Annotated in this window: 26 protein-coding genes and 1 pseudogene; 20 read left to right on the forward strand and 7 right to left on the reverse strand. The window is 33.7% G+C overall.

Annotated features, from left to right (window positions below):
- Positions 1-196 precede the first annotated feature (196 nt).
- Complete coding sequence (locus tag ACIQ7T_RS26930) at positions 197-1,108, reverse strand: hypothetical protein (RefSeq protein WP_402875045.1); 912 nt, start codon at positions 1,106-1,108, stop codon at positions 197-199.
- A 369-nt stretch (positions 1,109-1,477) separates the two neighbouring features.
- Here ACIQ7T_RS26930 and ACIQ7T_RS26935 point away from each other — a divergent pair, with 369 nt between their 5' ends.
- The 6 genes and pseudogenes from ACIQ7T_RS26935 to ACIQ7T_RS26960 all read left to right on the forward strand — a co-directional run bounded on the left by ACIQ7T_RS26935 (position 1,478) and on the right by ACIQ7T_RS26960 (position 6,758).
- Complete coding sequence (locus ACIQ7T_RS26935; protein WP_370083777.1) at positions 1,478-1,915, forward strand: GNAT family N-acetyltransferase; 438 nt, start codon at positions 1,478-1,480, stop codon at positions 1,913-1,915.
- A 331-nt stretch (positions 1,916-2,246) separates the two neighbouring features.
- On the forward strand, positions 2,247-3,134 hold the full coding sequence (locus tag ACIQ7T_RS26940) for a DMT family transporter (RefSeq protein WP_370083775.1): 888 nt from the start codon (positions 2,247-2,249) through the stop codon (positions 3,132-3,134).
- A 296-nt stretch (positions 3,135-3,430) separates the two neighbouring features.
- The gene (locus ACIQ7T_RS26945) at positions 3,431-3,736 is read left to right on the forward strand and encodes a hypothetical protein (protein ID WP_370083773.1); all 306 of its coding nucleotides are present in this window, start codon (positions 3,431-3,433) and stop codon (positions 3,734-3,736) included.
- 491 nt (positions 3,737-4,227) lie between these two features.
- Positions 4,228-4,881, forward strand: a complete 654-nt coding sequence (locus ACIQ7T_RS26950; protein ID WP_402875049.1) for a DUF2306 domain-containing protein — start codon at positions 4,228-4,230, stop codon at positions 4,879-4,881.
- Positions 4,882-5,062: 181 nt separating this feature from the next.
- Positions 5,063-6,065, forward strand: a pseudogene (locus ACIQ7T_RS26955) (IS1595 family transposase); the annotation flags it as partial.
- A 177-nt stretch (positions 6,066-6,242) separates the two neighbouring features.
- Positions 6,243-6,758 carry a DUF4871 domain-containing protein gene (locus ACIQ7T_RS26960; protein ID WP_402875051.1) on the forward strand — a complete coding sequence of 172 codons (516 nt, stop codon included), beginning with the start codon at positions 6,243-6,245 and terminating at the stop codon, positions 6,756-6,758.
- Positions 6,759-6,927: 169 nt separating this feature from the next.
- Here the strand turns inward: ACIQ7T_RS26960 and ACIQ7T_RS26965 are convergent, their stop codons facing one another.
- A complete protein-coding gene (locus tag ACIQ7T_RS26965) occupies positions 6,928-7,137 on the reverse strand; it encodes a hypothetical protein (RefSeq protein WP_370082141.1) in 210 nt (69 codons plus the stop codon).
- Positions 7,138-8,342: 1,205 nt separating this feature from the next.
- Positions 8,343-8,489 (reverse strand): YjcZ family sporulation protein, encoded by a 147-nt coding sequence (locus ACIQ7T_RS26970; protein WP_370082137.1) that lies wholly within the window; start codon positions 8,487-8,489, stop codon positions 8,343-8,345.
- 489 nt (positions 8,490-8,978) lie between these two features.
- On the opposite strand from ACIQ7T_RS26970, the gene ACIQ7T_RS26975 reads away from it, so the two are divergent.
- The 7 genes from ACIQ7T_RS26975 to ACIQ7T_RS27005 all read left to right on the forward strand — a co-directional run bounded on the left by ACIQ7T_RS26975 (position 8,979) and on the right by ACIQ7T_RS27005 (position 15,664).
- Complete coding sequence (locus ACIQ7T_RS26975) at positions 8,979-9,836, forward strand: GRP family sugar transporter (RefSeq protein WP_370082135.1); 858 nt, start codon at positions 8,979-8,981, stop codon at positions 9,834-9,836.
- A gap of 15 nt (positions 9,837-9,851) precedes the next feature.
- A complete protein-coding gene (gene gdh, locus ACIQ7T_RS26980) occupies positions 9,852-10,637 on the forward strand; it encodes a glucose 1-dehydrogenase (RefSeq protein ID WP_370082133.1) in 786 nt (261 codons plus the stop codon).
- Positions 10,638-11,422: 785 nt separating this feature from the next.
- A complete protein-coding gene (locus ACIQ7T_RS26985; RefSeq protein WP_370082153.1) occupies positions 11,423-11,941 on the forward strand; it encodes an RNA polymerase sigma factor in 519 nt (172 codons plus the stop codon).
- The gene (locus ACIQ7T_RS26990) at positions 11,934-13,211 is read left to right on the forward strand and encodes a hypothetical protein (protein ID WP_402875056.1); all 1,278 of its coding nucleotides are present in this window, start codon (positions 11,934-11,936) and stop codon (positions 13,209-13,211) included. Before ACIQ7T_RS26985 ends, ACIQ7T_RS26990 begins: the two co-directional genes overlap by 8 nt.
- Before the next feature lie 145 nt (positions 13,212-13,356).
- A complete protein-coding gene (locus ACIQ7T_RS26995; protein ID WP_370082151.1) occupies positions 13,357-13,524 on the forward strand; it encodes a DUF4306 domain-containing protein in 168 nt (55 codons plus the stop codon).
- A 376-nt stretch (positions 13,525-13,900) separates the two neighbouring features.
- Complete coding sequence (locus tag ACIQ7T_RS27000; RefSeq protein ID WP_402875083.1) at positions 13,901-14,884, forward strand: ketoacyl-ACP synthase III; 984 nt, start codon at positions 13,901-13,903, stop codon at positions 14,882-14,884.
- Positions 14,885-15,052: 168 nt separating this feature from the next.
- Entirely contained in the window at positions 15,053-15,664 is a 612-nt protein-coding gene (locus tag ACIQ7T_RS27005; RefSeq protein WP_402875059.1) for a class I SAM-dependent methyltransferase, read from the forward strand.
- Positions 15,665-15,830: 166 nt separating this feature from the next.
- Here ACIQ7T_RS27005 and ACIQ7T_RS27010 read toward each other — a convergent pair whose 3' ends face one another.
- Entirely contained in the window at positions 15,831-16,181 is a 351-nt protein-coding gene (locus ACIQ7T_RS27010) for a VOC family protein (protein ID WP_402875062.1), read from the reverse strand.
- A gap of 167 nt (positions 16,182-16,348) precedes the next feature.
- Between ACIQ7T_RS27010 and ACIQ7T_RS27015 the strand changes: the two genes are divergently transcribed.
- Positions 16,349-16,822: a GNAT family N-acetyltransferase gene (locus ACIQ7T_RS27015; protein WP_402875065.1), complete on the forward strand. Its 474-nt coding sequence runs from the start codon at positions 16,349-16,351 to the stop codon at positions 16,820-16,822.
- Between the two features lie 261 nt (positions 16,823-17,083).
- Here ACIQ7T_RS27015 and yjcZ read toward each other — a convergent pair whose 3' ends face one another.
- On the reverse strand, positions 17,084-17,209 hold the full coding sequence (gene yjcZ, locus ACIQ7T_RS27020; protein WP_370082121.1) for a sporulation protein YjcZ: 126 nt from the start codon (positions 17,207-17,209) through the stop codon (positions 17,084-17,086).
- A gap of 627 nt (positions 17,210-17,836) precedes the next feature.
- Here yjcZ and ACIQ7T_RS27025 point away from each other — a divergent pair.
- The gene (locus tag ACIQ7T_RS27025; protein ID WP_370082119.1) at positions 17,837-18,361 is read left to right on the forward strand and encodes a GNAT family N-acetyltransferase; all 525 of its coding nucleotides are present in this window, start codon (positions 17,837-17,839) and stop codon (positions 18,359-18,361) included.
- Between the two features lie 162 nt (positions 18,362-18,523).
- Positions 18,524-19,096, forward strand: coding sequence for a DJ-1/PfpI family protein (locus ACIQ7T_RS27030; RefSeq protein ID WP_402875068.1), 573 nt, complete (start codon positions 18,524-18,526; stop codon positions 19,094-19,096).
- A 194-nt stretch (positions 19,097-19,290) separates the two neighbouring features.
- On the opposite strand, the gene ACIQ7T_RS27035 is transcribed toward ACIQ7T_RS27030, so the two are convergent.
- Positions 19,291-19,395, reverse strand: a complete 105-nt coding sequence (locus ACIQ7T_RS27035) for a YjcZ family sporulation protein (protein WP_370082117.1) — start codon at positions 19,393-19,395, stop codon at positions 19,291-19,293.
- A 212-nt stretch (positions 19,396-19,607) separates the two neighbouring features.
- Between ACIQ7T_RS27035 and ACIQ7T_RS27040 the strand changes: the two genes are divergently transcribed.
- The 4 genes from ACIQ7T_RS27040 (at position 19,608) to ACIQ7T_RS27055 (ending at position 24,079) form a co-directional block, all read left to right on the forward strand.
- Positions 19,608-20,018 (forward strand): NUDIX domain-containing protein, encoded by a 411-nt coding sequence (locus ACIQ7T_RS27040; protein ID WP_370082115.1) that lies wholly within the window; start codon positions 19,608-19,610, stop codon positions 20,016-20,018.
- A gap of 325 nt (positions 20,019-20,343) precedes the next feature.
- The gene (locus ACIQ7T_RS27045; protein ID WP_402875071.1) at positions 20,344-23,448 is read left to right on the forward strand and encodes a hybrid sensor histidine kinase/response regulator; all 3,105 of its coding nucleotides are present in this window, start codon (positions 20,344-20,346) and stop codon (positions 23,446-23,448) included.
- Positions 23,449-23,636: 188 nt separating this feature from the next.
- A complete protein-coding gene (locus tag ACIQ7T_RS27050; RefSeq protein ID WP_402875074.1) occupies positions 23,637-23,816 on the forward strand; it encodes an NUDIX hydrolase in 180 nt (59 codons plus the stop codon).
- Positions 23,817-23,842: 26 nt separating this feature from the next.
- Positions 23,843-24,079: an NUDIX hydrolase gene (locus ACIQ7T_RS27055; protein ID WP_402875077.1), complete on the forward strand. Its 237-nt coding sequence runs from the start codon at positions 23,843-23,845 to the stop codon at positions 24,077-24,079.
- Positions 24,080-24,256: 177 nt separating this feature from the next.
- Here the strand turns inward: ACIQ7T_RS27055 and ACIQ7T_RS27060 are convergent, their stop codons facing one another.
- Positions 24,257-24,436, reverse strand: coding sequence for a hypothetical protein (locus ACIQ7T_RS27060; RefSeq protein WP_402875080.1), 180 nt, complete (start codon positions 24,434-24,436; stop codon positions 24,257-24,259).
- Positions 24,437-24,649: the final 213 nt, after the last annotated feature.

Below are 24,649 nucleotides of genomic sequence, written 5' to 3' on the forward strand. Positions count from 1 at the left end.
TGCCCTGTATATTTGTTTTGGTTTCTTTTGTACGTTTTGCCAATCCTTTAAAATGCATGGTTTCGATGTACACCTCATCGCCAAGAGACAAGATTTTATTTGCTAACGCACCATGTTTTTCTTTGATGTAGGAAGCTTTCTTTCTATATAATTCTTTTATTTGTTTTTTTGTTTTTTGATAGTTTTTACTATATGTCTAACGGAGTTTGACGCCATGTTTTATAGTACCATCCTTTTTGAAATTGTTAGGATTGGTACTTCTACGACTTCTATCTAACTTGCGTAATAAATGTCTTTTTTGTTTCTCCAATAAAGGTACTTCTGGAGCAAGTTGTTGCATGAAAACTGTTTCTTCTGAAACAACCGCAATGGTAGAAGGACCAATGTCAATACCTACTCGTTTTTGTTTTTGATAGGAATGCCGAAAGGCTCCTGTAGATGGAATTCTCTTTATAGGAGGAATCCCCTCCATCACAAGTTGTACGTAAAAAGTATGTATGCCACGAATCTCTTTTTTGACTAAACGACAATATTTAATGGTATGAAGAGCAAGGGATTCTTTTACAAACAAATCTTGTTTGCGAATACGAACAGAAAGGGTTAATCCATTCCAATAGACAATATTCTCTTTAAATCGAATGCCTGCTTTATTAGATTTCCCTTCTACAGAATGAAGCATTCCGTAACGTTTAAAGTGTGCTTTGCTCCCTTTAAATAGAACATCTTGAACCGCTTTCCAGACAGTAGAGGCGATCTTCTGAGAAGTATTGCTATCTATATGTTTTTTATAGTTATGTTGATGCTTTTTAATATACGCATGCAGTTGATATTCACTTAACCCAAAAGATTGACGAATGGTATCTAATTCATTTGCAGTCTGCTTCAATTCTTTTGTATCATTAGATTTTTTCGCTTTTTGGTAGCAACGTAATTGTTTTCGATAGTGTTTTGATTCTTGCATTAAAGTATATTGTTTTACTGCATAAGACAAAGTTATATTATAGAGTGTACGGGCAATTTCAAAACGTTTTAATAGAATATCCTTTTGCCATGTATCTATAAGTAACTTGAGTTCTATAACAAAACAATCTTTCTTCCCTTTCGTCATTACCCGTCACTCCTTTCTTTTTTTGATTATTCACAATATACAACATAAACATATGTTCTATAAAGAAAAAAGCACTTCATTCCTCCCACCTCTGAAGGAGTGGGCTTCCTGAAGCTCAATTCTGTGAATGGAAAACATTGATCGACCTCAGTTCGAGGTTAAATCAACTTTGAAGTGGCCAACGGGTTATTATAAAAGGACAGCATTTAACAGTGCTGTGAAACTAAGAACTTACTACAAATCGTGTTCTAGGCTTAGTAGTGAATCACGATTGATTGCTTAAATAAAGACAAGTTAAATGGTATTATAATGAAAGATTGGTATATTGATAATAAGCTAAATATGAGATTGAGAAGCGAGGTATTATAAATGGAAATTAGAAAGCCGAACAACTTAGAACTAGAAGAAATAATAGCTCTTTCACCACAAGCTTTATTTGATGGTACACTGGGCGGAGTAAGAGCAACAAATGAAAAAGTTTTAAACTTAATTGAACCTCTTCTTAAAAAAGGATGCTACTATTTGATAGCAACAGAGAATAATGAGTTAATGGGATGGATCCTAATTGGGGAAAATAAAGACCAATTTACGGAACAATTAAACGGGTTTATTTATGAGCTATTTGTAAAAGAGACATATAGAGGTAGAGGTATTTCCAAAGAATTAATGAATATTGCCATTGAACAATTGAGGAGGGAAGGATACTCTGAAGTTAGACTTAGTGCTTACGCAGGGAATAATGCTATTAAGCTATACGAAAAAATGGGATTTAGTTTAAGAACAATAAGTATGAAATTACAGTTATAAAAGTAGTTTGGCTTATTTAAAACTAAAAGACAATGACTAAGCGCTCATTAAAACGTGATATGCGCCCTGTTATTTACAAATTGAAAATTAACTAGTGCTTGTAGTGTATAGAAAAGAATTCTACCATTGCGCAAAAGAAACCCAGGTACTCATTAATTTTAAGCTTGGGCTTTTAGAGGCAGGTTATGGAAAAACCTTTTTACAAACTTGATAGGCGATGATAGTATATACTAGGCGATAATTTCAAGAGGAGAGAATTCCTTCCTAGCCACAGGATATTCTCCTTAGATATTTCGTTAATTAAAGAACGACAGAAGGTATAGTAAATAAAGTGACAAATCTAATGTATGTATTTTGTTTAATAGTGTGGGGGCTTAATTTTATTGCAGTGAAAATTCAAGGAACGCCAGTAAGCTTAGAATTATCTTTGACTTATCGGCTAGTTATTACTGCATTTTTATTTATTGCCCTAGTATTGTTTCTTAAGCCGAAAGGGGTACCTACAAAGAAAGATATACCCTTTATCATTGTGTTTGGCATTTGTAATTTTGCTTTAAGTTATTTATGCCTATATTACGCAACAATATTAAGCTCAGCAGCAATTGTAACATTAATCTTTTCATTAAAAGTGATATTGACGCCGCTAGCTCTTCGTATTTTCTTAAAAGAGCAACTACATCCTCGTGTATTATTGGGAGGGCTACTAGGGGTGTTTGGTGTTTGTGTTCTCATTTATCCTTCTTTAAGTAATTTTTCTAGCTTATCTGTTTTAAAAGGCATAATGATTGCACTTTTAGGTACAGTGCTTACAGCAATTGGTGATGTAAGTTCTGCAAGGAATGCCAGAGTAAAGATTGATCCTATTTATTCGAATGCTATTGGTTTCGCTGTAGGAAGTATTTTAATGTCTATAATTGTATTGTCACAGGGACAAAAGATCATCATTCCTACATCAATAACATACATATCTGCTTTACTGTACTTAACATTGATCGCATCTTTCCTAGCATGGCTATTTTATTTAAAACTTGTTGAAAGAATTGGTGCTGCCAAAAGCGGGTACATGGTAGCTTTATTTCCGGTAATTGGAGGGATAGCTTCTGTTCTAATTGGTGAATCACCGCTTTCAATATATTTGATAATAGGATGTCTATCTAGCTGTATAGGTGCAGCTATAGCTTTAGGATTTAGAATTCCCCGTAAAATTAAACAAACGTAAATCAAGACAATGGGGACCATGTAAATGATAAAAGAAATATGATGACAGTAAACCGCTCAGAAATGGGTGGTTTTTTGTATTTGTTATTTCATCTTCTTTGGAGAAAAAAGCTAACAGGCACGTCCAGTTCCTTTTCATTGCCTTCATATGCCATGCGTAAGTAGTTAAATGCGACAGTAGAAAATAAACACAACTCAGATATTTTATGCGGGATTTCAATAGTGAATGGAAACATTTGCTTGGAATGAGGTATTATTAATCAAAAGGACAAACGCAAGATTTAGGGGGAATATATGTTGAAAAAGGCATTTAGTTTGCTAGTTATAGTTCTTCTATGCTGTAGTTTATTGTTTATGTGTAAAAGTGAAGTTAAAGCAACCTTTATAGGGGTTATTGAAGAGATGGTAAACGATCGGAAAGCCGTAGTATATGTAACTGAATCAGAAAATAATGCGGTTTATGGAATTGTTTATGTAAATCTTGCAAAGAATCCCGACATAAAATTTAAGGTTGGTGATAAAGTAAAAGTCGGTTATGACGGAAAAGTACAAGGTACAGCACCAATGGCCGTTACTACACTTACTGTTGAATTAGTTGAGTAATATAATAGTACAATGTAGCTGAAGAAAAAAGCGATCAAAGAATGATATATAAAGAAATTTCGCAAACAGATGATGCTGATACATAAGGTTATGGGGGAGCTATCTGGGAGCAGGGGCTCGAATTTGACTAGCTTTTATGTTGTATAATTAATTGACCTATTAGGTGACTGAACAAATCAGAGCCTAGTAGTTTTTTTATTTATGTAAAATATCGTTACTTAAGTGTCGAAGCCAGCTTTAGATATTTATACTATCTTAGTGGCTATGGTTGTTTTATTTAAAATATAAAACCTCTTACACACATATTTTTACCACTTATTAGGTGGAAAGAGGCTATGGTGAAATTAAATGTTACAGTATAAACAGGAAAGAAAAAACTATAAAAAATAAAATATGCTCAAATCAAACAGCATAAAGTAGTGAGGAAATTCTTTTATGGAAGAAGAAGGGGAATTGAGAAAAAACTAAATAAAATTTTAGGAGGTAGAAAGATGCATAAAAAAACTTGGTTTATATTTATTTGTTTAGCTATTTTAGTATCTGGTTATTCCGCTGTTCAATATCTCTTCATGGATGCGCATCAAGCAGGGTTTGTTAAACTGAAGCTTATGTTAAATTCTACATTGAGCTCATTTTGGTACATAATGCTTTATTTGCATATCATATTTGCTATAGTAGCTTTAGTCATTGGTCCCTTTACATTATTTTCAAGGTTTAGAGATAAAAATATTAAACGTCATGGTACGATGGGGAAAATTTATATGATAGGCATATTATTTGGCAGTGTTTCGGGGCTTTATTTAGCCTTTTATGCTACTGGGGGGTTAATGTCTCAGCTGGGGTTTGGTTTCTTAGCTATATTTTGGCTGATAACAGCATTTCAAGCTCTGGCTAAAATTAAACATAAAAAAGTTCTTAATCATCAAAAGTGGATGATCAGAAATTATTCTTTAACCTTTGCAGCTGTCACTTTAAGAATTTGGCTAGTCTTGTTTACTGTACTATTTGGATTTGAACATTTTAATCTTAGCTACTCTATAATCGCTTGGTTATGTTGGGTGCCCAATTTATTCGTTGCAGAATGGTTTATACAACGAAAACTCAATACGATGAAGCATCAGGGAAATGCGGATTTACAATTTTAAATAACAAATAAAAATGACTACTTTGTGATGAGTAGTCATTTTTGTTTGTTATATGCTCTCACTATCATAAACTGAATTACAACAGTCGTTTTAATATTAAGGCTGTTTTCGTATAGATTGTTGCTATCTTGAAAATATTGAATATGGTTGAATATAATGCATTTTCAGGAGGCGTTCAATAATGTGGAGATATGTATATGAAGCAGTTGGAGAATTAAGGAAAGCAGACCAATTAGCCTTATTTAAGGCAATGAAACAAGATCTATATCCAAAAGAGGAAAATAAACTGGAAGAATTACTTCCTAAGGTCAAGGAGTCTCGCTTTTCGTCTAGTTTAGGTTGTCTTCATTGTGGTAGTACTGCCGTAAAATGTAACGGTAAATATCGTTCTAGACAAAGATATTTATGTAAGGATTGTGGAAAAACATTTAATGATATGACAAATACGCCTTTTTCAGGTTCGCGTTATCCGGAAAAATGGATTAAATACATTAAAATGATGATAAACGGTGTTACATTACCACAAATTTCAGACTCCTTGGAAATTCATATATCCACCGCATTTTATTGGAGGCACAAGATTTTAAATGCTTTAGGAAGTCACGGCTTCAATCAATTATCTGGCATCATTGAAAGTGATGAGACTTTCTTTCGTGAATCTTTAAAAGGTCGTAGATTTACACATCGTAAACCAAAAAAACGAGGAGAAAAGGATGAAAAACGAGGAATTTCAAATCAGAAAATTGCTGTAGTTGTAGCATAAGATCGAAATAACAATATTATTGCGAGGATGGCGGGTAGAGATCGTGTGAAAGCAGAAGAAATTGATGGGGTTATTGGGGGATTATATAGCCCATTCTTCTTTGTTATGCACGGATACAGCTACCAACTATAAAAAATTTGCAGCAGCAAAAAATCTCAAACACGAAACAATTAATCTTAATCAAAATCAACGAGTAAAAAAAGGGATATTCCACATACAACACGTTAATAACTTCCATCGCCGTTTGAAAGGATGGATGGAACGATTTCAAGGCGTTGGTACGTATTATTTGGATAGTTACCTCTACTGGTATCGTTGGCTTGAGTTACATAAAAACTTGGCATTTGAAAATCGGGTAGAACAAATGCTTATTTCAGCTTGTCAAAAATCTAACTATTTCACAGTAGGAGCATTAAGAAAAGATAAAGAGCACCATTTATCAGTGCTTTTTAAATGGATTAAGTGGTGTACTGTTATTCAACTAACGGAGCAGGTTGGTTGAATAAGAAGGGATATTTGTAAAAATGTTGAAGTAATATAGAATATCGTTTATCTCAGGTTTATTAACAGTAATGTCTAGTTGATAAGGGGGAGCAATATGAGGAACAAAATGATTATGTTGATTTCAGTGCTATTCTTAATGACACTTGTCGGTTGTAACAATATTGATAAGAAAGAAACTCGTGAGGTAAGTTCTACTTTTTCATTGCCCGTTACTTTTGGTGATGGGACAGAAGGTGAGTATTTATTGATTGGTGAAGAAGGGAAAGTTGGTTTTTTAGTTGGATCGGGTAAAAAAGGTGAGGCAGTAGAAGTCCCAATTATCGCTAATAAAACAAATAAGTATATGTGGCATTTTTGGGGAGACAAAGATAGTATCAGTGGTGATTTTAAAGTAGTTGGAACTGACAAAGAAGGGAAAGAACATCCCGTGTTGGTATCTGGCAATGATACAGTATGGCAATATTCCAATACTTCCATTAGCCCTAATAACGGTGCAGATTCCCATATCCCATCGAATATGGTGTTCCCTACAAGTGGATTATGGAAATTAGAAATATATTTTAATGATAAATTATTTGGGGAACTAGTTATAAACGTTGAAGAGAGTTAAACCATCTTCAACTAGGGTGCTTTAGTTTAATTTTTCGATTCATCAATACAAAAAGGCAGATTTAATCTACACGTTTTGTAGATTAAATCTGCCTTTTTGTTTTAACAGCAACAATCTTTGAGAAAACAGCCAATATTAAATAGCGTATTTAGTTAAAATATAGGATAGCCTACTTTTTCATAAGTTGGTCAGTACCATTAATTTTTTTAAAAATAGTTGTATTTTCTATACGGATTGAATCAACTTCACCGCAATCTAAGCAAAATGTATAAATCTTGTTTGCGCCCCTAAATGAATCTTTACTTGGTTTAATAGGCATATAGTCTGTAGCTTCTGTAAATTGAGTATTCCCACATTTTTTACATTTTTTATCTACCATGTATATCGCTCCTTATTAGTGGTTTTTATTAATTTATACTTCTATGTACATTTAAATTATAACATAGATTAGGTGGTAATTTAGAAGGTATGGGAAATAAATCTATAAATGGGTTCTGTTGTTGCTGAAACGAGCTAAGAGGGTTGGTACTAATCTAAACATTAACTCGTGCTAGAGGAATCACTGTGAAAGTAGTTTGAATTGCGGCTATTGGATTGTTATATAAACAACCTATTTATTGCTTGACCCTAAAAATTAAGGGATCTATTCATGTGTCGAGTAAAGCAAGCTGTAACTTTTTTCTTTTATTAACTCTACAAGTCCATTTTCAGTAGCAAATACAGAAGATAACAATAAAAAACCAGCTCAATTTATACGTAATTAAAGTTGAATAATTAGTTGGAATGGTAATTGTTCTTTTGTTTGTAGGTGTGAAGAGGAGGCATTTGACTAGCGTATAGGCATTTGCGTAGACTGCTCATCCTTTTATAGCATAACCTATATCGAAATCGAAAGGAGGAAAAATTATGCGATACGATTACGGGCATGGTGGAGGACAACAAGGTGGGAGACATCCATATTATCCGGTAACTTCTCCAACCCATTATTATCCGACTCACCACTATCCAACCCACCATTACTACCCAATGCATTACTACCCAACACATACAACATATCCAACGCATCATCGCCATCCGCACCACCACCATCACCAGTATCCGAACCCACGCTATTACTAATAGACATATTAAAAAAGAAATGACACTATCTTGATAAAGAGTCGGTCTTATTTTAGCTAGGTACAAATAGCGTGCACTACCTACAAAAGAGTAAAAAAGGTGACTAAATAAATTTACAATTGAGAAAGGATCATCGGAGGAAAGTGATCCTTAACTTTTAATCTTTTCCTATAAATGAGCATCAAAAAGTGGTATTGAGTAATATTTATGGATAGCATGAAGCTAGTGCCGACAATACTTATGGATAAAAACTATAGGATGTTAAGAATGAATAATTGTTGGTACTAGTTTTTTTAAAACAGGTTGGATTATGCGGCAAAGTCATATTCTAAAGGGCGGAGTATTATCTAATTACTTAAAAAAGGTCACTCTGTGGAAGTGACCTTAAATGAACTGGTGTAAGGCAAAAAAATTCCACCCAGTTTATTATTTTCAAATAGCTCCAAAGAATTTTACTTATGAAGATTAATTTATGAAAGTAGCGCCGACAATAATTAAAAGAATGAACAGAACAACAATTAGAACAAATGTTGAACCGTTATTGCCACCTCCATAGCTATAACCTCCGTAGCAACAATTGTTGTAATTGCCATAGTTTCCGAAGCATCCCATAAAGAATTCCTCCTTTCTACATCTATAATATGTACTTTTATAGAAAATAGTGGAGGTATTTATCCAACAAAAAGTTCTTTTGTAATTAGAAACCCGAAAAATAATTTGAGAAATAAAAAAGGGCCACCATATAGAAGTGACCCTCAGTAACAATTCAAGGCGGTGTAAGCTAAATAATAGCTTAATTTATATTATGATGGGATAACTACTATTGTAGAGTTGATTGCCTTAGTAATGAATAAAAATTATAAATGTTAAAAAATCCAATGCAATAAATGTTTGAAAATATTGAGAACCAAGATAGCATAATTGCCGTCTTGGTTATTTTGCGTTACGAAAATGAAAGTTTTACATAACAAATTAGTGATTCAAATTAAGTGTATAAAAAGTTTCTCTTAGTGCATCATAAAAAAGTATTATGGGTGTTTTATATCGACTGAAAATTATCAGAATCAAATAAGTATTTAGAGAGGTGAAAAGTTTAAAGAAATGGACATCATCCTAGCATTATTACCAGCTCTCTTTTGGGGAAGTATTGTATTATTTAACGTTAAACTCGGTGGTGGACCCTATAGTCAAGTACTTGGGACAACATTTGGTGCACTTATTTTCTCTATAGGTGTTTATTTCTTCGTAAAGCCTGAGTTATCGCCTATAGTGATTGGAGTCGGAATTGTATCAGGTCTTTTTTGGGCATTAGGACAAGTAAACCAATTGAAAAGTATTGATTTAATAGGTGTTTCCAAAACAATGCCCATTTCGACAGGGCTACAATTAGTATCGACAACATTATTTGGAGTCATTGTGTTTCATGAATGGTCCACAAAGATGTCGGTTATATTAGGGATTCTTGCACTTATTAGTATCATTGCTGGTATCATTCTAACATCTCTTCCAAATCCAGAAGAGAAAAAAGAAGAACACGGAAGCAATTTGAAAAAAGGAATTTTAATTTTACTTATTTCAACCTTTGGATACTTAGTATATGTGGTGGTAGTACGCTTATTTAATGTAAGTGGATGGTCTGCTTTATTACCACAAGCAATTGGGATGGTAATAGGTGGAGTTTTATTAACATTCAAGCATAAACCATTTAACAAATATGCATTTCGTAATATTATCCCAGGTTTAATCTGGGCTGCCGGAAACATGTTTTTATTTATTTCTCAGCCACGTGTAGGAGTCGCAACAAGTTTTTCTCTTTCCCAAATGGGGATCGTCATCGCTACTTTAGGCGGAATTTTTATATTAGGAGAGAAAAAAACAAAAAAGCAATTCATTGCAATTATCATTGGAATTGTTTTTATCGTTGCTGCTGGAATTATGTTAGGGATTGCGAAAAGATAAAAAGGAGGGCCTTGTATGTATCCAGATTTAGAAGGAAAAGTTGTAGTGATTACAGGTGCTGCAACGGGACTAGGTAAAGCAATGGGCATTCGTTTCGCTTCAGAAAAAGCGAAGGTAGTTATTAATTACCGTTCAAATGAAGCGGATGTAAATGCTGTCGTTGAAGAGGTTAAAAAAGCCGGTGGGGAGGCCATTGCTGTACAAGGTGATGTTACAGTTGAAGAGGATGTTATAAATCTCATTAAGACCGCTGTAAAAGAGTTTGGGACTCTCGATGTCATGATAAATAATGCAGGTATAGAAAATCCAGTAGCTTCTCATGAAATGCCGTTAAGTGATTGGAATAGAGTCATCAATACAAATTTAACGGGTGCGTTTTTAGGTAGTCGAGAAGCGATTAAATACTTCGTGGAGAACGATATTAAAGGTACTGTCATCAATATGTCCAGTGTTCATGAGAAAATTCCTTGGCCTTTGTTCGTGCATTATGCCGCTAGTAAAGGGGGCATTAAATTAATGACTGAAACTTTAGCGTTAGAATATGCTCCTAAGGGAATTCGTGTTAATAACATCGGACCTGGAGCAATTAATACGCCTATAAATGCTGAAAAATTTGCAGATCCAGCAAAACGTGCAGATGTGGAAAGTATGGTTCCGATGGGGTATATCGGCAAACCAGAAGAAATTGCCGCAGTCGCGGTGTGGCTTGCTTCATCACAGGCTAGCTATGTAACAGGGATTACTCTATTTGCGGATGGTGGAATGACCTTATATCCTGAATTCCAAGCTGGTCGTGGATAAGAAAAGCTGTGTTAAAAAAGGTATCAAGAAGCTCTTATCTTAGGGTGACAACCTTCAAACGTATGTAAATAAATAGATCAAGCATATTTTATATATATAATATGTTTGGTCTATTTTTTATGATTCTGTTAACGATTGTTGTTTTATCTTGTGATAGTTAAATAACAATGTGGATATATGTGGTAAAATAAATATTAAATAAAAGCTTGGAGAGTGAATGTAATGAGGGTACTATTGGAGTTCATAAGAATGTTTTTTTACTCATAATCTTTTATTTGATTTCAGGCAAGATTATTGTTTATATCTACCAAAAATTAGGGATGAAATATTCGAATACTTATGGAATTATGATGATAATCTTTATATCGAAATAAACTGCAATCTGGTGGATGGTATAAAGAAGATGTAAAAGACAAACTCTCAAAAACATTGACAAAATGGCTGATTTCAATTGCACTATTATTATTGTTATCACCTTCTATCCTAAGTTTCTTATTCCACTAACGAGGTGCGATTGTTCAAATTAGAGCGGTCGCTTCTTGTGCTAACGGTATAAGCAGAAATGAGTTTTTACTAATCTAAATGGATTACTTATATTCCTTTTACTGTACCGTATTAGAGAATAGAGGCAGTACTTCGTAATAAGATTTTATTAAAAATTAATTGGATTAATATAAATGAAATCGTAGGGAGAATATTCTTCCTACTTTTTTTGCGAGAAAATGTAAATTATTTAAGCTAAATCATGAACTAAATTGTCTAATGTATAGAAGGGAGTGAGTTACATTATTCGTTTAATTAAAAAAGCTCAAAAAGGAAATGAAAAAGCCTTTTTAAAACTTTTTCAGATGTATGAAGCAGATATATATCGAATGGCATTTATTTATTTGAAGAATGAAGAGGAGGCTTTAGATATTGTACAAGAAACTGCTTATAAAGCGTTCGATAAAATTGAAAGCTTAAAAGAACCTGCTTACATTAAAACATGGCTTATTAAGATTGCCATTAGTAGTTCACTGAATCGTTTGAAAAAGCTAGAAAAGATTGTGCCTGTACAAAATGAATACATAGACAATATACAGTTTGAACAGGTTGACCCTACCGTTAAAGTCTTGCTAAGGCAGATATTAGAGGAATTGACAAGCGATGAAAAAGGGATTGTAATACTGAAATATTACGAGGGCTATACTTTTCAAGAAATTGCTGACACGCTCCAAATCCCATTAGGAACAGTAAAGTCAATCCTGTATCGTGCATTGAAAAAATTACGTGTTCAAGTAGAGGAGGCAGATTTTTATGGATAAGTTAAAAGAATCAGTGGAGTCGATTCCATTGCCGAAAGATTTACACATAAGAGCGAGAATGGGCGTTAGCCAAGTAAAGAAAAAAAGGAAGAAAACATGGCTCATTCCATCAGTGGCTACCGTATTTTTAGCTAGCTCTATTACGGTTGGTGCTGCAATGAATGACAATGTGAAAAATTTACTGTGGCATATTAGCCCTGATATAGCGGCATTACTTGAACCAATAGAAAGTATTGTTGAACAAGATGGAATAAAAATGGAAATTGTTTCAGCCATGCAGGATGAAGATATGGCTGTCGTGTATGTGACAATGCAGGATCTTGAAGGAAACCGTATTGATGAAACATTGGATATTTATGATTATTTCATGTCAAAAGGGCGGTCTTTTACTGTTGAAAGAATTGGTTTTGATGCTACAACGAAAACAGCCTTAGTTCGATTTATGTCATTTAATGGGAGTAGCACCGATAACTTTAAGTTGAAAATCCGTTCTTTTTTAAGTGATAAATCAGTGTTAGAGGATGTAACATTCCCACTGGATTTACAAGATGTAGAAAAACAACAAACTGAAATTTTGCCGGATGATACAATTCGTGGGAGTGGTGGAGAGTCCCGTGAAGGAGGTGTATATGTACTACCAGCAGGTAAGTTGAATATTCAAACACCACTATACGACAGAATGCGAATTAAAAATATAGGACTTCATAATGACAAACTATATGTGCAAACAGAGTGGCCAGCCAATAATGCGATTGAACACGGAGAATTTTATTTAGTGAATCCAGCTGGGCAGAAGATTCTTCCTACAGAGAATTATTCCTACGGGAGAGATGCACAAGGAAAACCAATTTATGCGTATAATTATGAGGAAAATATATTTAATGTGAAGGATATCAATGTAGCTGAGTATGAGTTGCAGGCAAAGATTTATACAGCTGGTCAATATGTAGAGGGAGATTGGGAAGCAACCTTCAAACTCGAAGAGATGAGAGGGCAGTCGGTGCCATTTGCTATGGACTTTGGTGACTGGAAAGCGAAAGAGCTGAAGGTTTCTCCACTTGGTTTAACGATTATAGGGGAAGGCGATGCGACAGAAACGGAAGAATTAACGGCTACAATTGTTAAGAAAGACGGAAGTCATAAGGAATTAAAAAGTTTAGTTTCCTTCTCTGATGAAAATCAAGTGAAACTGAAGTTACTGTCAGAGGAACCATTAAAGCTCGACCAAATTAAATCCATTATGGTTAATGGATTTAAAGTGAATTTTTAATATGAATAGGGTGGTACTGGTATCAATCAGTCCCCCTCTTTCCCTAAAGGTGCGGATTTGTAAAAGAAAGCTATTCTAATTAAAAACCGAAAAAATAGGATTTATAAGGAGGGAAAAGTTGTTTAAGTATATATAGCAACTTAAAATTGGAAGTTTTATTTTAGCTTTTTCAACATTTATATCTTGGTATGAGGGAAGTGCCATTATAGAAAATTCGTTGGAATGGAAGTATTCAACACCGTTTACCATATTATTTAACATTGAGATTACAAATGGTCCGAGCTTCTCCAATACGTATACCCGTTTCGAATAGGAAGCGTATTAAGAATCCTATTGTTATCCATTGGTACTTTTAAAACTTCTATCTCCATTTATCAATCATTTCCTGTTGATATGTTATAGAAGGTGCTTAACTCATAGCGTTAATTGGTATGTTTGCTTCAATACCCTTATATAAAATTTCTTGATGCCTTTTATTTTGGTGTTAAAGTTGAATATATTTTTTATTTTCCGTATAATTAGTACCAGTTACTAAAACAAGGTGATATAATTTATTTTGTCTAAGTTATTTCTTATGAAGAAAATTAATACATATTAAAGGAATTACAAAGTTTTGAAATACCTTAATTTTGTATTGTTAAGTAATAGTACTTGAATATGAAAAAGGAGTGAGTTGTTGAATGATTAACATTCAATCAAAAGCAAGAATAACAGCAATAGGTACCTATGTTCCCGAAAATAGACTAACAAATGATGATTTAGAAAAGATAGTAGAGACGAACGATGCTTGGATTGTACAAAGAACAGGCATGAAGGAGCGAAGAATAACAAGTGAGAATGAATTTGCGTCTACATTAGCCTTTAAAGCTATAGAGAATTTGGTTGAACAATATCAAAAGGATCTTTCAGATATAGATTTAATTCTCGTTGCAACAACTACACCTGATTATGCTTTTCCAAGTGTAGCTTGCCAAATCCAAGAACACTTTCAAATGAAAGATGTAGGTGCATTAGACCTTCACGCTGCTTGTGCTGGATTTACATATGGATTACATGTAGCGAACGGGTTAATTACATCAGGCCTCCATCGTAAAATTTTATTTATAACGACAGAAGCTTTATCTAAAGTGACGGACTATACAGATCGAACGACATGTATCTTATTTGGAGATGGAGCTGCAGCAGTTTTAATAGAAAAGGATGAAGAAATGCCAAGCTTTATCGCTAGTCATATCGATACAAATGGAGATGGAGGTAAGCATTTATACTTAACAAATTTATCAACTACTATGCACGGTTCGCCCTTGAATACGTCAGGAAAAATAGTGCAGAATGGACGAGAGGTATATAAATGGGCATCGCGTACACTTCCTATAGGTATAGAGAAATTACTACAGCAAGCACAAATGCAACTACATGAAATAGATTGGTTTGTGCCTCATAGTGCGAATTTAAGAATGATAGAATCCATTTGTGAAAAATCAGGTATTAGCCTAGAGAAAACATTAACTAGTGTTGAATATATGGGAAATACATCATCCGTTTCTATTCCGTTGGCCTTACAGTTAGGCATAAACGAAGGGAAATTAAATAATGGGGATACTTTATTAATCTATGGGTTTGGTGGAGGCCTTACACACGCGGGACTTATCATTAGGTGGTGTGTAGATTAAATTAATGTTTTTGACAACAATATAAACAAATGACCGGTACTCAATATTTTATTGATAATGAGTATTCGGTTTTTTTAATATTAATAGGTAATTTTATACAAAAGGAAAATGGTGTGATGTATTATTGAGTAAGAGGGGGATTTAATATTTAAGTGGGAGTGAAGAGGTTTGAATAATTCTTGGAATAAATTTATATATAAGATTGGTTCTCCAATTTACGACAAGTTCTTTAATTCAGGAATTTTTTTGAATGCTCGAAAACAAATATTTCAATCCATACCATTCAATAATCAACAAAAGATCCTGTTTGTCGGTGTAGGAACAGGAGCTGATTTAGAGTTAATACATCACGCTAACCTAAATATAACGGCTATTGATTTTTCACCTGATATGCTAGGAAAAGCAAGAGCAAAGCTTGGAAATTCCACAATTACATTCTTGGAAATGGATGCTCAAAATATGGAATTTGAAAATGAATCGTTTGACTATGTCGTAGCGAGTTTAATCCTTTCGGTAGTACCCGATGCAACTAAATGTTTTCAAGAGATGACAAGGGTTTTAAAGCAAGAAGGGAAAATAATCGTTTTTGATAAATTTGTCCCTAAAAACCAAAAACTGTCCTTACCTAAAATGTTGCTAAGACCCATTGTAAGCATATTAGGAACAGATATTGGTCGGAGCTTTGAAGAATTATCACCTGAAAATATAGTAGTAGAAGAAGATACACCTATAATGCTAAATGGAATGTATAGGAAAATAATAATTGGAAAGATAAATTGATTATTTTTTATAAGAATTAAGGTGGAATAAGTTTAAGCATATCCACACGAAAAGTCCGGATTCGGCTTTGTGCTTCCTTATCGATTCCGAGACTTCCTACAAATTAATATTTCAAAAACCTATTTATTATATCCCTACGCAATTATGCCGAGGTATAATTGATAATTTAACATTTGCAAACCATTAAATGATTCCCATCAGGATCTTTGAAATTAAACCACTGGTGATGCTCAATTTCTGTTGTTAATTCGACATTTTTACTCTTCATATACTCATATGCTTGATCGATATTGGTAGTATTAAAATGAAAAGGCGGGGTTTTGAATATATTTTCCGCTGAATAAATCTTGCTATCTAATACAATTCCCGTGCCATTCATAGGTACTATATATAAATGACCAAATAATATCTCACCATCTGCTAGTAACCCTAATATGTCACAATACCAATTACCTGATTTTTCAATATTACTCACAGGAATAAAAATTGTTCCGACTTGATTTAATATAGGATTCATAATTCTACCTCCAAATAGTAATATTCTTTTGAACACTTTATTCATAAATAATAAGGTACTTGAAAGGAGATGCAAAACTAGGATAACACCACAATCTTTGGTTTGTCTATAAAAGGGAGAAATCCCCTAATTTTTATAAAGTATATTGAAATGAGGAGGTTTAAATGATGACAATTGAGGTTTATATTGCAACGGAGGAAGATTATTTCGCAGTGAATGAGATTGTAAAAGAAGGGCATGAAGAGCACGTAATGAAGGAACCAACGATTTTTAAAAGTGTTGAGTCTGTAATGCCCGTATCCTATTATAAAGAATTAATTGTCAACGAAGAGAGTGATATTCTAATTGCGAAGGAAGATGAATTTGTATTGGGTTTCGCAGTCATAAGTGTTGAATCTTCTCCACCTTTCGAGTCTCTTGTTCAAAGGAAATATGCTTACATCCACGATTTTGGTGTAAAAGCAAACATACAAAGAAAAGGGATAGGAAAAATGTTATTTAATGCTTGTATGACTTGGGCTAAAGACAAGAAAGTTGATTCAGTCGAGTTAAATGTTTGGGAATTTAATACGAAAGCGATTGATTTTTATGAACATTTTGAAATGAAAAGCGTTAGTAGAAAAATGAAATTAAATATTTGACTTCTTTCCGATTCCGGAAGCAAATATGCCGAGGCATAATTAAGTGGGATATCTTGAAATAAAAGAGACGGATTGTTAAATAAAATGGATGTAAAGGAATTAAGGGGTTGAAATATTTTGACCATCGACTTCCAGGTTTAAGAGTAAATAATAGTATATGGAAACATAAAAAAGGACTTCCGTTATGGTAATATTCATACACGCAAGTCCTAGAATGAAGGCAAAAATAGCCTCTATTAACTTTTGGAATATTAGGCAATACTACACACCGCTCCATACTAAAGTTCTTAATAAATAGAACAAGCCAAGACCGGCAATAATCAAAAGAACGAATAAAACAATAGCAAAGGCAAAATTCGTGCCTGTTCCATAACCTGAATAACTCAAAACAATTTCCTCCTTTCTGAGTAGATAGAAAGAAAAGGTAGTATGATTGATAAAAAAAGCTATGGCATTGCGCCATAACCTTTAACTTCTTTCAACGGGTGTCCGAACATCCGCTGAATTAAGAGGTGCCTTCAGGGGCGTACTAGCATACTATGATAAAACAGAGAATACGGTGCTATCTAGTTGAAACAATGTGATAGCAAATTAATATTTCAACCAAAAACACATGATACTTCCTTTTTATCTTTATATTATGTTGTACAGAGTTAAGAATTCAGGGCCAATTACCTTATGAAGAGGGTTTTATCCTGATTTATCGATAAATTTATTCAGCACTGTAAGTTGATGATGACAATTTGAGAAAAGACCATTGCAATTCAAATATACCGTCTAAACAAAGGACCCGAGCTCACTTTATGGATGAGTACCAGGTCTTTTTCTATATCTAAAAATAATAAAGATCTATAAAATTAATGATTTCTTAAGAATTGCAAAATCTAAGAAATTTTATTTTAAAGAAAGAATAGTGAAGCTTCAGCGACCGAATATTTAAAAAATAGTAATGCAACGCTAACTCTTTTAAGATAGAATTTAACATATGAATTATTTGGAAATGGAGTGAAGAAGATGTTTCCTATTTTAGATACTGAACGATTAGTGTTGAGAGAACTTACTGAACATGACGCTCAAGATGTTTTAAATTGCTTTTCAAATGCTGATGTTTTACGCCATTATGGGCAGAATCCATTAACAAGTTTAGAGCAGGTTAAACAAATAATTAAAAATTTTTCAAAGAATTATGATGAAAAACGTGGTATTAAATGGGGAATTGCATTAAAAGGACAAGAAGGTATTATCGGTACGATTGGTTTTCAAGAGTGGTCCACTGAGCATAAAAGAGCTGACATCAGCTATGCACTTTTTCCTGAGAGCTGGGGAAAAGGGTATGCAAAGGAAGCTGTTAATAGAGTAGTAACATTTGGCTTTCAAGAGATGGATTTAATGCGTATTGGAGCGATTGTTTTTACTGAAAATGAAGCTTCAAACAAGCTATTAACAAAGTTAGGCTTTGAAAAAGAAGGGATATTAAAAAATTATATGCACCAAAATGGTGTTCCGTATGATACTAATATTTTTTCTTTAATTAAGTAAAAAACATCATAAAAGGCCAAGACCAAGATTGTTTAATTACTGTCTTGGTTTTTATCGTTAAAACGATGAAATAAAAGAGATTCTCATTGTTAAATACCCATATTATTCCTCCGTATTGTTATAATAGAAATGCTTAGAGATTAAAACAATGGGGGCAAGGAAATGAAAATTGCAATTGTTTGTTTCGATAATTTCACAGATATAGATGTTTTTTTACCATGGGATTTATTAAATCGTGTACGGTTAGTTGGTAGTATTTCAGATTGGGATGTCCAACTATTGGGGACAGAAGAAACACATGTATCGATGTCGGGCTTACGAATACCGATGACAGGTAACCTAGCTGATATCCCATCTGCTGACGCTGTAATATTTGCAAGCGGAAAGGGTGTTCAAGATTTATATAAAAATCAAGAATATCTTAATAAAATTCATATAGATCCAGAAAGACAATTAATAGGCTCTATGTGTTCAGGTGCGTTACTACTAGGAGCAAAACATTTATTAACTGGTAAAAAAGCTACAACATATCCATCTGTAGTAGAGCAGCTTAAAGAATTTGATGTAAATGTAATTGAACAAAGTTTCGTCAACGAAGGAAATATTTCGACTGCTGCAGGGTGTTATGCTGCGCAAGATTTAGTAGCTTGGATCATAAGGACCCTAGTTAATGAAAAAATGGTTGATACTGTACTAGAAACTGTTCAGCCAGTTGGTAAGGGGTTATATTTCTAAACCAAGTGAATTGAGTGTTTTACCCGTTTCAATAAACAAAATCAACATGGTTTTGTTGTTAGTCGTACAAATTTATAAAAGGAAAAATAAAAAGGCTCACCGGAGGAAAGTGACCCTTAGTAATAGAAGGTATAGGGGTAAGTTAGTATTTCTCAAGTGAAATATGAGCAATAGAGAAGTTGGTAGTGGGATTTTTAGTATTTAATGAAAGTAGCACCGACAATAATTAAAAGAATAAATAGTACTACATTTAGGGCAAAAGCTGACCCTGTGCCGTAACCATTACCTGAATAGCTCATATTATTTTCCTTCTTTCTTTCTACAATCTATAATACGTAACGTTGTAAAAAGGAGAGAAGGTAATCATCTAAGTTTAATAAATAAATTTGCAATTAAGATAAAAAGACATTTGTAAAAAAAAGTGACCCAAAATTAGGGGGAAATAATATAAAATAACTATTCGCTAATAGCTTTTGATAGAGGTTAATTTTAATAGAGGAGGAAAAGAGTAATGGAAAAAGGAAAATTACCAAAGGTTGGCGTGGGGGCAGTTATCCAAAATAAAGCTAATGAAATTTTACTTGTTTTACGTAAAAAAGCACCTGAAGCAGGTTGTTGGAGTTTACCTGGTGGCAAGGTTGACTATATGGAAACAATAGAAAACGCGATTATACGAGAAATTAAAGAAGAGCTTGGAGTGGACATCGACATAACAGGACTAGTATGTGTGACCAACCATATTATTCAAACAGAAAATATTCATTATGTTGCACCTACTTTCGCTGCTCGTATTACGAATGGGGAAGTACGAAATAGAGAGCCGCATGCTTTAGAGAAAGTACATTGGTTCTCAATAGACGAAATACCTGAAAACATTACAATGACAACAGAATATGCTCTGAAACAGTTAAAGCTATTGTAATTTGAAATATGGATAAACAATTTTATTTGATTTGGATGGCACTCTGCATGACAGTGAAAGCTGTTACATTCAAGCATGTTGTGCAGCCTAGAATCATTTAATTGCTTTCAGCGGGTGCCCAAATACCCGATATCAAAAAGACCTTCTTTCTGTTATATAAAAGGTCAATATTAATACATTGTAAAATTTGGATTTTAGTTTAAAAAATAGATTTAAAAGTAATGGTAACTCTGATAGGATAATATATCGTAGGAGGTGAGGTTTTGCCTAAGGGAGCTTGTGTTATAACAGAAAATCACAAACTACCTTTTGACAATTATTTTTAATGAAAAAGAGAAAAATTGCTCTCATCATTAGCTTGTTTATTATCTTGCTAACAGGCTCACGAATTTTATGGCTGCAAGTATTTAATAATACAGATCAACCACATGCTGTAAAAGGTCAAATGGATTTAAGAAATTGGAATTTTAATGACAGTCATGCTGTTACACTTGATGGAGAGTGGGAATTTTATCCTTATAATTGGTTGGTTAGTGAAGAACAGCATTTAGCATCCAAGAAGGATCATGCTAAATACATACAGGTTCCTAAAGGGTGGAGTTCATCTTTACAAGAGGGAGAGATGACACCTTATGGTTACGGTACTTATCGCTTAAAATTACTCGTTAATCCAGAAGACAATATAACTTACAGTATTCGAGTTCCAAGTATTCGAAGTTCCTCAGAAATATATGTAAATGGTAGGCGGTTGGCAAAATCAGGCCAAATAGGGGAAAGTGCAGAAAAAACCGTTGCCAAGAATGTTCCGTATACTGCTTCTTTTGAAGCGAACGGTCACAAAGAAATCGACATTATTGTTCAGGCTTCAAACTTTAAGGACCCTCGCAACGGTGGAATTGTTCGCTCCATTAAATTTGGGAAAGAAGATATAGTAGCTCGTGAAACTCAATTGTCGATAAATATGCAACAACTAGTAGCTGTTGTTTTTTTACTACATGCTATCTATTCCATTATTTTATTTTTTGTTGGAAACATGGAAGAAAGAAGATTACTTTACTTTTCACTGTTATCGATTAGTAGTATGGTTTATTTCCTATTAGGAAGCGATGACAAATTATTATCTTATTGGTTTCCGATTAGTTACGACGGGGCCTTTAAATTAGTTCATCTTTCTATGGTCGGCATAGGCTTTTCAATGCTTCAATGCATTAAACATTGGTTACCTCAACATGTGAGAAAATATATTCATTTGTTTAGTATTTTCTGTGGTATAGCATCATTGTTGACAATCGTGCTGTCTACTCGCTATGTAGTAATCAATCAAGGCATTTACATTATGATTTTAGGAATCCCGATCGTTATTACGATCCTAACAGTAATGCGAGAATCTATTAAAGAGATTAAAAGTAATATTTTTTTACTTCTTGCCATTTTAGCATTTGGTAATAATCTTATTTGGGATGGACTTCTTCTTATTTTTGGAATCAAAGTAATTATGTATCCATTTGATATTATTATAACAGTAGCTTGTTTGGCGATTTTATGGTTTAAAGGATATGCTAAAGTCCATTCGGATACAAAAGAACTTGCTATTAAGCTCCAAAAAACAAATAAGTTAAAGGATGAATTTCTTGCCAATACGTCTCATGAATTACGAAATCCTCTTCATGGGATCCTTAACATTTCTAAAGCTGTTTTGGAAAGAGAAGATCGTGTGCTCAGTGACAAAAGTGTCAAGGATTTAGAAACGGTGCTATCTGTCGGATGGCGTATGTCACTAATGTTAAATGATTTACTAGATGTTATGAGCTTAAAAGAAAATAATCCCAAACTAAACCTTAAAACATTTTCGATTCACCCAATTGTATCGGGTGTGTTAGATATGCTCTATGTTATGAAGGAAGGAAAGCAGATTCAGTTAATTAATCAAATCCCTGAAAATTTTCCGAAAGTAGTTGCCGATGAAAATAGGGTTATTCAAATTGTTTTCAATTTACTTCATAATGCAGTGAAATACACGAATGAAGGCGAAGTGACAATATCAGGTCATGTGAAAAATGACATGGCGGAAATTGTTATTTTAGATACTGGTATTGGTATTGATGAGGACACCATTCAACGTATATTTGAACCTTATGAGCAGGGTACCCTTAGTAAGGCAATGATTGAAGGCGGATTTGGGTTAGGGCTTAGTATTAGTAAACGATTAGTTGAACTGCATGGGGGAACATTACAAGCAAATTCAATTGTAGGGAAAGGGTCTGAATTTACTTTCACCTTACCAATATCAAACTTCCCTGATGAGCAAAATGCTACAGAAAATGAGGCTCTGCTATCAAGTGCGATGGAAGAATCTACAGTAGAGACTTCTACAAATCCAAATCCATTCGATGATCAAACTAAAAACCATTCAATCATTGAAGCAAATCGACCTAGAGTTTTGGTCGTCGATGATGATCCAGTGAACTTAAGAGTTATCGAAACAATACTTTCAATAGAAAAATACGACTTAGTAACGGTTACAAGTGGTAGCAAAGCTCTTGAAATATTAATGTCACAAGAGTGGGATTTGGTCATTTCAGACGTGATGATGCCAAATATGTCTGGCTACGAATTAGTACGTGCAATTCGTCAGCAATTTTCAATAACAGAGCTTCCGGTGTTACTTCTTACGGCAAGAAGTCAGACTCAAGACATTAATAATGGATTTTTATCTGGTGCTAATGATTACGTCACGAAGCCTGTGGACGCTTTAGAGCTAAGATCAAGAGTAAAAGCACTAACCGATGTTAAACAATCCGCACAAGAAAGGCTTCGAATGGAGGCAGCTTGGCTTCAGGCACAAATACAGCCGCATTTTCTTTTCAATACATTAAATGCCATTATCACATTAAGTGAAATTGATATTGAACGTACTAGTAAGTTACTTGAAGCACTTAGTGATTTTTTAAGGGAATCATTTAAGTTCCAAAATATTGATGAGCTTGTTCCAATTGAGGATGAGTTAAATCTTGTTCGATCCTATTTATATATTCATAAGGAACGTTTTGGAGAGCGGATCAATGCAACGTGGGATTTGGAAGTTTCTACAGACGTCATGATCCCATCACTGACCATCCAACCATTAATTGAAAATGCTTTAAAACATGGTATTTTGCCTCGTGAAAATGGCGGGAATATTCATATTCGCATTGTAGATTACGACACATACATTGAGATTACTGTGTCGGATGATGGTAATGGAATGGATGAGGCTACAATGGAACGTTTACTTGAAAGAAAATCGAAAACTTCTACTGGAATTGGTTTGCTTAATACAGATCTTCGCTTAAAACAACATTACGGTGAAGGACTTCGCATCACAAGTAAACTAAATCAAGGGACATCAATATCATTTGTTGTTAAAAAGAAAAAAATCAAAGCAATTTAAGCGTGAATTGATGGTGAAATAAGAACATTCATATTGAGCTGCACCTCCATTTAATAATGGGGAGCAGTTTTTAAATTAAAGAAATAAAGTTTGCTTAAAATCCTGTTTTTGCAGGATTTTTTTCTTTAACTATCGAAGCAACTTAGTTTAATAAGTAATGTTCGAATAAGAGTCAGGGGAGTTTAATTATGGATATTATCACATTCGGTGAGAAAAAAGAAGGCAAAGACTACATATGGAGACCTGCTGTTTATTGTTTAATGTTCAATAGTCAGAAAGAAAAAATAGCAATTATTCAAACAAATGATGGCAACTTTTTCCTCCCTGGTGGTGGAATAAAAAAAATGAGACTCACGAAGAGTGTTTAAAAAGAGAAGCCCTTGAAGAAATGGGAATGGATATTGAGATAGGTCATTTTATAGGGTGTGCACAGAGATATTTTTATTCTACAAATGAATATAAGTATTACCTAAGCGAAGGTTATTTTTATTTATGCGATAAGGGTAGACAAATAAGTAAACCAACTGAAGTTGACCACTTTCTAAAATGGATGGCACCAATGCAAGCAATTGATTGCTTATTCCACGAACACCAAAGCTGGGCAGTTAATGTAGCATTATTACAGTTATGAAGTTAACAATAGCCATGAAACATAAGCATAAGATACGCATATGATTGATCAAATTCCATATGATAAGACTGATTTTAGAAGTCTCCAAAACGTTTAAGTTTTTAAACGAAAAGATTTCTGTGATGGAAAGTACATAATAAAGAACAGATAACCTTAATTAGTTATCTGTCTTCTCAATCAGTTTGTAAACGGATCTTCCGATTCATATAGAAAACTTTTCTCAAGATTTTCTTTTGTCTCAGCATTGACGGTTTTTTCTTTTGCTTCTGCTTGTTCGCTAGCGGGAGCTTCGTCATGAGAAGAACAAGCAGTTAGTAGGAATGCTGCCATTGCGCCGATATATAAGAATTTTTTCATTACTATTACCTCCGTTATTGTTTAGTTACACTTTAGATTGTGCAATTACACTTAGAATATAACGGAAATGACAATGATAAATTTTGTAACAAAAAATGTTAAATAATCGTTACACAATAAAAGCCCAGTGGTGATATGTCAACCATAAAAAACATCGGAATTGGAAATTCTTAAGCTACCAAGCATCTAAAAAACTGTTTTTAAGCGTACTCA

It is taken from the genome of Lysinibacillus sp. NPDC096212 (genome assembly GCF_044763105.1).
In the GTDB taxonomy this organism is placed as follows: Bacteria; Bacillota; Bacilli; order Bacillales_A; family Planococcaceae; genus Lysinibacillus.

Excerpts from the sequence above, each read along its gene's own strand:
- ACIQ7T_RS26990 (WP_402875056.1), top strand. The coding sequence starts at position 11,934 with ATGGATAAGTTAAAAGAATCAGTGGAGTCGATTCCATTGCCGAAAGAT.
- ACIQ7T_RS27035 (WP_370082117.1), bottom strand. The coding sequence starts at position 19,395 with ATGAGCTATTCAGGTAATGGTTACGGCACAGGGTCAGCTTTTGCCCTA.
- ACIQ7T_RS27060 (WP_402875080.1), bottom strand. The coding sequence starts at position 24,436 with ATGAAAAAATTCTTATATATCGGCGCAATGGCAGCATTCCTACTAACT.
- ACIQ7T_RS26950 (WP_402875049.1), top strand. The coding sequence starts at position 4,228 with ATGCATAAAAAAACTTGGTTTATATTTATTTGTTTAGCTATTTTAGTA.
- ACIQ7T_RS26970 (WP_370082137.1), bottom strand. The coding sequence starts at position 8,489 with ATGGGATGCTTCGGAAACTATGGCAATTACAACAATTGTTGCTACGGA.
- ACIQ7T_RS26960 (WP_402875051.1), top strand. The coding sequence starts at position 6,243 with ATGAGGAACAAAATGATTATGTTGATTTCAGTGCTATTCTTAATGACA.
- ACIQ7T_RS26935 (WP_370083777.1), top strand. The coding sequence starts at position 1,478 with ATGGAAATTAGAAAGCCGAACAACTTAGAACTAGAAGAAATAATAGCT.
- ACIQ7T_RS26965 (WP_370082141.1), bottom strand. The coding sequence starts at position 7,137 with ATGGTAGATAAAAAATGTAAAAAATGTGGGAATACTCAATTTACAGAA.
- ACIQ7T_RS27045 (WP_402875071.1), top strand. The coding sequence starts at position 20,344 with ATGAAAAAGAGAAAAATTGCTCTCATCATTAGCTTGTTTATTATCTTG.
- ACIQ7T_RS27055 (WP_402875077.1), top strand. The coding sequence starts at position 23,843 with ATGGATATTGAGATAGGTCATTTTATAGGGTGTGCACAGAGATATTTT.
- ACIQ7T_RS27015 (WP_402875065.1), top strand. The coding sequence starts at position 16,349 with ATGACAATTGAGGTTTATATTGCAACGGAGGAAGATTATTTCGCAGTG.
- ACIQ7T_RS27050 (WP_402875074.1), top strand. The coding sequence starts at position 23,637 with ATGGATATTATCACATTCGGTGAGAAAAAAGAAGGCAAAGACTACATA.
- ACIQ7T_RS27010 (WP_402875062.1), bottom strand. The coding sequence starts at position 16,181 with ATGAATCCTATATTAAATCAAGTCGGAACAATTTTTATTCCTGTGAGT.
- ACIQ7T_RS27040 (WP_370082115.1), top strand. The coding sequence starts at position 19,608 with ATGGAAAAAGGAAAATTACCAAAGGTTGGCGTGGGGGCAGTTATCCAA.
- ACIQ7T_RS27030 (WP_402875068.1), top strand. The coding sequence starts at position 18,524 with ATGAAAATTGCAATTGTTTGTTTCGATAATTTCACAGATATAGATGTT.
- ACIQ7T_RS26975 (WP_370082135.1), top strand. The coding sequence starts at position 8,979 with ATGGACATCATCCTAGCATTATTACCAGCTCTCTTTTGGGGAAGTATT.
- gdh (WP_370082133.1), top strand. The coding sequence starts at position 9,852 with ATGTATCCAGATTTAGAAGGAAAAGTTGTAGTGATTACAGGTGCTGCA.
- ACIQ7T_RS27025 (WP_370082119.1), top strand. The coding sequence starts at position 17,837 with ATGTTTCCTATTTTAGATACTGAACGATTAGTGTTGAGAGAACTTACT.
- ACIQ7T_RS26930 (WP_402875045.1), bottom strand. The coding sequence starts at position 1,108 with ATGACGAAAGGGAAGAAAGATTGTTTTGTTATAGAACTCAAGTTACTT.